We start from the raw sequence: 6,136 nt of genomic DNA on the forward strand, positions 1-6,136 counted from the left end.
TTAAAAGTTGAAAAAGATCTTGATCTCAACCTGGCCCATTTTAAAGACCGTCCCGATAGCGATCGCCGTCCCGTGGAACAAGTCAACTGGTACGATGCCGTCGAATTTTGTGCGAGATTATCGAAACTAACGGTTCGGGAATACCGACTACCGAGTGAGGCGGAATGGGAGTACGCTTGTCGTGCTGGAACCACCACCCCGTTTTACTTTGGGGAAACCATTACGGGGGAATTGGCTAACTATGATGCCAGCGAAACCTACGCTGATGAACCCAAAGGAGAATATCGAAAAAAAACGACTCCCGTGGGACAGTTTCCGCCCAATGCCTTCGGTTTGTACGATATGCACGGCAATGTCTGGGAGTGGTGCGCCGATACTTGGCACGATAACTATGACGGTGCGCCGACGGATGGCAGTGCTTGGATAGAAAATGGGGATGATAATTGTTCTCCTCCGCGGGGCGGTTCTTGGTGCAACGATCCTGGTAACTGCCGTTCTGCTTCCCGCGACTACAGCTACCGCCGCGGCGACTTCGCCTACTACTTCTACGGTTTTCGGGTGGTGTGCGGTGCTGGGAGGACTCTGTAACCCTTTTTCCCTTTTTTTCCCTTTTTACCCTCATTCCCTATTTTTTCTTTTTTCTTTTCTTTCCCGCCTCACGGCGGGTCGATTTTTTTGAGAAAATGGCGTTAATGTTAAATTCTATACTAAATCTGGTTATTAAAGACTGATTATTTATTCCCCTTTTGTCGTTTGCATGAGTAGAAAACGGGTTTCTCCGAGAAACCCGTTTTCTGTGCGTTACTCAAGAATTATCGGTTATCAGTTGGGAAGGTGGTGTTATATTATGGGTAGTAAAGTTGCTCAAAAACTTGAGATTTTTAACGTCTTCTTCTCCTAATTCATTAGAGCTTTTGAGAATTCTCAAACTATATTGATAATCTAACCCCAGAGCTACTGGGGCATTTTTGACTGTCTATCCTAACGATATTTGAGCCAATAACTGCCATCTTCTTGTTTCCACTGAGTCTTGACTGCTTCTGTATCTATCTTTCAGTTCCTCTGAACTTAGATGTTCGGCTAAGTAAGCTTTTTTGGGCATTTTATATCCTCGTCTTTACTGGTTTTATTATAACAGGATTTGGAATGAGACGTTCTGACACTTAGGTTGCGGAATCGGGGTGGCAATTAAGGATTACCCGAAATAACAAACCTACCCACTGCCACTAAAAACCCTCCTACCGCCGTAATTAAAATACCAATTAATGTCCAAATTTGAGCCTGTTGTGAACCTTTAATTGCCTTAACATCTTCCTTAACCGCATTGATCTCTCCTCGGAGGGAATTAATCTCCACCTTTAATACCTGTCTTTCCCCCTTAGCTTCTGTTAACTCAATTTTGATGTCTGTAACATCTTTTTGTAAATTCTCTAATTTGTGATTAATTTGGGCTAAAATTTCCCCTAGGTTTTGTTCAATTATCACCGACATTTGTATTTTTCCTCCTCCCTAAAACGCAAAAGTGTTGACCGAGTTTTTGGATAGCAAAGAATAATAAATTTCATCGTTTTCACAAAGCATTTTTGGGGCGACGGTTCTAGAATTCGGGCTCTTCTGGTTTCTGTGTGGAAACGAGGTCTATACTGATAGAATATCCGCGAAATAGCCCTAAAAGTCTTGCTCGATAAGCATTTCACGACTCCATAAGCAAAAATTATCACACAAAGTCGAGAAGAGCCGAATTCGGGCTAGTCAAGGACTAAACCCGAACTTGACCGAGTTTTTTAATCCTCTAAACTAATCTTGACCGGATTAACTTTCCAAATCTCTTGACAATATTCCCTGATCGTGCGATCGCTAGAGAATTTGGCCATACGAACCGAGTTGAGAATCGACATCCGCGTCCACTTGTCCCGATCGCGATAAGCTTCACTTACCTGTTCTTGACAATCAGCGTAGGATTGATAATCAGCTAAAAGCATATACTGGTCATCGTAGAGGAGAGAATCGACGATCGGTCTGAATAATTGCGTGTCACCATGGCTAAAATAACCACTCTTGATTCGATCGATCACTCCCTTCAATTCGCGATTATTTTTGTAATAGATCATCGGTTCATAACCGTGGGCTTTCTTAGCATAAACTTCTTCTGCTGTCAAGCCAAAAAGGAAGAAATTTTCTGCCCCTGCTTCCTCGCGAATTTCGATATTAGCACCGTCCAGAGTCCCGATGGTGAGGGAGCCATTCATGGCAAACTTCATGTTACCGGTTCCAGAAGCTTCCTTACCCGCCGTGGAAATTTGTTCGGAAAGATCCGCCGCCGGATAGATGCGCTGACCCAAAGAAACGTTAAAGTTAGGCAGGAAAACCACTTTTAAACGACCTCTGACATCAGGATCCTTATTCACAATTTCAGCCACAGCATTAGTTAACTTAATAATTAACTTCGCCATAAAGTAGCCGGGGGCTGCCTTACCACCAAAGATAAAAGTGCGCGGCACAATATCGATCTGAGGGTTCTGTTTAATGCGATTGTAAAGGGCGATAATGTGCAGAACTGCCAGATGTTGGCGTTTGTATTCGTGAATCCGTTTTACCTGTACATCGAAAATCGAATTAACATCCACCTCGATATTGCGGGTTTTCAGCATATAAGCCGCTAAATCAGCCTTATTCGCCTGTTTAATTTCATACCAACGCTGACGAAATGCGGGATCATCAAGGTATTGTTCCAGTTTTCGCAATTCCTTCAGGTCTTTTAACCAATCATCGCCGATTTTTTCGGTAAATAGTGCCGATAATTGGGGATTGCTCAATAAAATCCAGCGGCGCGGGGTGACACCATTGGTTTTATTGTAGAATTTTTCCGGCCAGAGCATGGCAAACTCTTTCAGGGTGTCTTTTTGCAGCAACTCCGTGTGTAAAGCGGCGACTCCATTAATCGAGTGACTACCCACACAGGCTAAATTAGCCATGCGAATTTGTTTATTACCCCAACCAGCTTCTTCAACTATCGACAATTTGCCCAATAATTCCTCGTTATCGGGAAACCAAGTCCGCACATCGTCGAGGAAAAAGTGATTGATCAGATAGATAATTTCTAGATGTCGGGGCAGCAATTTCCCGATCAGATCCGCCGACCAACGTTCTAGGGCTTCTGGCAAGAGGGTATGATTGGTATAAGCGAAGGTTTTTTGGGTAATTGTCCAAGCTTTTGACCATTCTAAGCCGTTTTCATCCACTAACAAACGCATTAACTCAGCGATGGCAATGGCGGGGTGAGTGTCGTTCAGTTGAATAGCGGCCGTTTCGTGGAAGTTTTGCAGATTTTTGTGGTTTTTTAGGTGAATGCGAATTAAATCCTGCAGGGAAGCGGCCACAAAAAAGTATTGTTGGGCGAGACGTAATTCGCGACCGGCGGGGGTGTTATCGTTGGGATAAAGGACTTTAGAAATGGTTTCCGCGTCCATTTTTTCGGCCACGGATTGATCGTATAACCCAGCGTTAAAAGCTTCAAAATTAAAGGATTCACTCGCTTCTGCTTTCCAGAGACGCAAGGCATTAACCGTGTTGGTTTTGTACCCCGGGACCGGGGTATCGTGGGGAATGGCTAAAACCCGACGTTCCGGCAGCCATTGTACCCGTTCCTGTCCCTTATCATCGTGATAGATTTCCGTCCGGCCCCCCAGTTTTACTTCCACACTTTCATCGGGACGGGGTAGTTCCCAAGGATTGCCGAAGCGTAGCCAGTTATCGGGGATTTCCACCTGCCAACCGTCTTGGATGATTTGATGGAAAATGCCAAATTCGTAGCGGATACCGTAACCGATGGCGGGAATTTCTAGGGAAGCGAGGGAATCGAGGAAACAGGCCGCTAAACGCCCTAAACCGCCGTTTCCGAGGCCGGGATCCGGTTCCTGTTCGATAATTTCCTCAAAATCAAGACCTAATTCCTCGATCGTCTCTTTGATTAGGTCGTAAATACCCAAATTAGCGAGATTATTACCTAAATACCGCCCCATGAGAAATTCGGCGGAGAAATAGCAGACGAGTTTAACTTTTTCTTGTTTGTAGGTGTCGGTGGATTTCAGAAAACGACGCAGGAGACGATCGCGAACGGTGTAGGCAAGGGCGACATAGTAATTGTAGGGACTGGCATTGCTGCGGTTAACCCCTTGCAAATAAAATAGATTGTCCAGAAAAGCCCGTTTTAGGGTTTCGGGACTCATGCCCGTGCGATCGTCTTCGACTAAAGTGGGGCATTGAAGTGCTTCAAGCCCATCAGCTAGAGTATAGGTTGTCTCCATGGGTTTTTCTTGTCCATATATTCGGGAGTCGATCGCCGCTCAGATTCTGATGACGATATCCTTTATAGTTTACTTGTTAGCTTTGAGAGAGACCCAGACATTTAGATTTCTATTGGTTTTGAGGGGAACGGTGATCGCAATTGCCGACAAAAAAAGGGTGAACCCTGTCCACCCCCGACAATTATTCACAAAAAAAGCTTAATAGCGTTTTTTTCTGTCACCACCACCACCACTGAAGGGCGCGCGCGCTTCCCGCTCGCGGGCCTCGTTAACTTTAATTGATCGCCCCATCCAGTCAGCACCATCCAGTGCCTCAATTGCGGCGGTTTCCTGGGCTTTATTTTCCATTTCCACGAAGGCGAAACCGCGTTTGCGGCCCGTCTCGCGATCCACGGGAATATGAACCCTTTGAACCGTACCGTACTCCGCAAAGACGTCGGTTAGATCCTCTTGGGAAATCTCGTAAGAGAGATTACCAACAAAAATAGACATAATACTTGAATCCTCGATCAATACTCGAAACGGTGTGGAGACACAAAATTCAGGGAGAAGCCGAACAATACTAAAGTAAAAGACTTACCGAATTAATACTGAAAACGAACTTGAACACCAATCTTGACTCTCCCTCCGATCATAACACAGAAATATTGGAGTTAATGTTAACTTTTATTCTCCGGGGAAAGAGACCGTTTTGGCTATCAGCCGCTACTACCTCAACCGCCAGCTTTTTTTTCCCGACGAAATAACCAAATCATCAGGGCCACCACCCCGATTTGTAGGGCAAAATTGGGTAAGGCGGTGGCTACGTCCCTTGCTGCCGCTAATTGGGCCAGAAAAACCACCGCACCAATAAAACCAGAAGCACCTAAACCGAGATAGATAAACTGCCGCAGTCCTCGGTAGGGATTGGCCGCCTCCGCTTTCAAGCGGGCGTATTTTTGGGGATCGAGTCGAGGGGATTTGCTCATAAAAAAATTTTTCTAGCTGTGTATCTATTCTCCGTGATATAATCGGAAACTGGCAATGTGCCGATGTAGCTCAGTGGTAGAGTAGTTGATTCGTAATCAATTGGTCGTGGGTTCAAATCCCATCATCGGCTTGGGGTTTTACCTCCCGGAAGTTGACTCAGAAATACCAGTACAGTGGTTAAATGCCTTGATTTTGTTGCGGCTATGCCAAAACCCTCCTAGGCTAACGCCTTTGCTAGGGATTTGCTTAAACAGACTATTTTAGCACTAAACAAGAGGTAAAATAGTTAATTGACCGGGACGATCAGTCCCTCTTTCTGTCCAAAGCTGTGGGAAAAGATCAGCTAGTTACTGAAGAAAAGGTTGAATGATTTCTGCGATCGCCTGACGTTGGCAATCGTCATATCCCCAGCGTTCTAGAAAGACTTGATATTCTCCTTGTCCGCTGTTTAAACTGGTGGCTAGTTGTTGTAATTTTTCCCCCAAGGCTGGCGATAATAACTGCTTAATTAGTTGACCAGTTTTTTCTTGGACTTTCTCGGAACCTCGAGCGTTTTCTTCGTCTCCTTGACGGCGATGATAGATGACCATTGCCGTGGACATAGCCAGATTTTTAACTAATAATTCATTTACCAATGTCGGAGAAGTTTTTAAAGCAGTGATTACTTCTAAACTAGGATATTCCCTATAGGATAAATCGCTGGTTAAGTAAGTAACAAAAAATCCTCTAGCTCCATTTTCTGTTGAGACTAGATTGGTAAGTTTTTCAGTGATTGTATCAGTATCTAAAAACTCAATTTGACTTAGTAAATCTTGAGTTTGTTGGATAGCATTTTCAAAAGTTATACCCATAAAAATCAA

At 44.5% G+C, this 6,136-nt stretch carries 6 protein-coding genes and 1 tRNA gene; 2 read left to right on the plus strand and 5 right to left on the minus strand.

Annotated features, from left to right (window positions below):
• A partial coding sequence (locus MICAI_RS04805) for a formylglycine-generating enzyme family protein (RefSeq protein WP_039899611.1) occupies positions 1–588 on the plus strand: 588 nt, incomplete at its 5' end.
• A 600-nt stretch (positions 589–1,188) separates the two neighbouring features.
• Here MICAI_RS04805 and MICAI_RS04810 read toward each other — a convergent pair.
• From MICAI_RS04810 to MICAI_RS04830, 4 genes are all read right to left on the minus strand, one after another.
• Positions 1,189–1,491, minus strand: a complete 303-nt coding sequence (locus MICAI_RS04810; protein WP_008198589.1) for a hypothetical protein — start codon at positions 1,489–1,491, stop codon at positions 1,189–1,191.
• A gap of 293 nt (positions 1,492–1,784) precedes the next feature.
• Complete coding sequence (locus MICAI_RS04815; RefSeq protein ID WP_008198591.1) at positions 1,785–4,307, minus strand: glycogen/starch/alpha-glucan phosphorylase; 2,523 nt, start codon at positions 4,305–4,307, stop codon at positions 1,785–1,787.
• Positions 4,308–4,505: 198 nt separating this feature from the next.
• Positions 4,506–4,799: an RNA recognition motif domain-containing protein gene (locus MICAI_RS04825; protein WP_008198592.1), complete on the minus strand. Its 294-nt coding sequence runs from the start codon at positions 4,797–4,799 to the stop codon at positions 4,506–4,508.
• A 221-nt stretch (positions 4,800–5,020) separates the two neighbouring features.
• The gene (locus MICAI_RS04830; RefSeq protein ID WP_008198594.1) at positions 5,021–5,275 is read right to left on the minus strand and encodes a DUF3493 domain-containing protein; all 255 of its coding nucleotides are present in this window, start codon (positions 5,273–5,275) and stop codon (positions 5,021–5,023) included.
• Positions 5,276–5,334: 59 nt separating this feature from the next.
• Here MICAI_RS04830 and MICAI_RS04835 point away from each other — a divergent pair.
• Positions 5,335–5,406 (plus strand) — tRNA-Thr (locus MICAI_RS04835).
• A gap of 217 nt (positions 5,407–5,623) precedes the next feature.
• Here MICAI_RS04835 and MICAI_RS04840 read toward each other — a convergent pair.
• The gene (locus tag MICAI_RS04840) at positions 5,624–6,127 is read right to left on the minus strand and encodes a hypothetical protein (RefSeq protein ID WP_008198597.1); all 504 of its coding nucleotides are present in this window, start codon (positions 6,125–6,127) and stop codon (positions 5,624–5,626) included.
• Between the last annotated feature and the right edge of the window lie 9 nt (positions 6,128–6,136).

Origin of the sequence: Microcystis sp. T1-4, assembly GCF_000297435.1 — a bacterium.
Taxonomy (GTDB): Bacteria; Cyanobacteriota; Cyanobacteriia; order Cyanobacteriales; family Microcystaceae; genus Microcystis.

Bases quoted from the DNA above. Each gene is read 5' to 3' on its own strand.
- MICAI_RS04825 (WP_008198592.1), bottom strand. From the start codon at position 4,799: ATGTCTATTTTTGTTGGTAATCTCTCTTACGAGATTTCCCAAGAGGAT.
- MICAI_RS04815 (WP_008198591.1), bottom strand. From the start codon at position 4,307: ATGGAGACAACCTATACTCTAGCTGATGGGCTTGAAGCACTTCAATGC.
- MICAI_RS04810 (WP_008198589.1), bottom strand. From the start codon at position 1,491: ATGTCGGTGATAATTGAACAAAACCTAGGGGAAATTTTAGCCCAAATT.
- MICAI_RS04830 (WP_008198594.1), bottom strand. From the start codon at position 5,275: ATGAGCAAATCCCCTCGACTCGATCCCCAAAAATACGCCCGCTTGAAA.
- MICAI_RS04840 (WP_008198597.1), bottom strand. From the start codon at position 6,127: ATGGGTATAACTTTTGAAAATGCTATCCAACAAACTCAAGATTTACTA.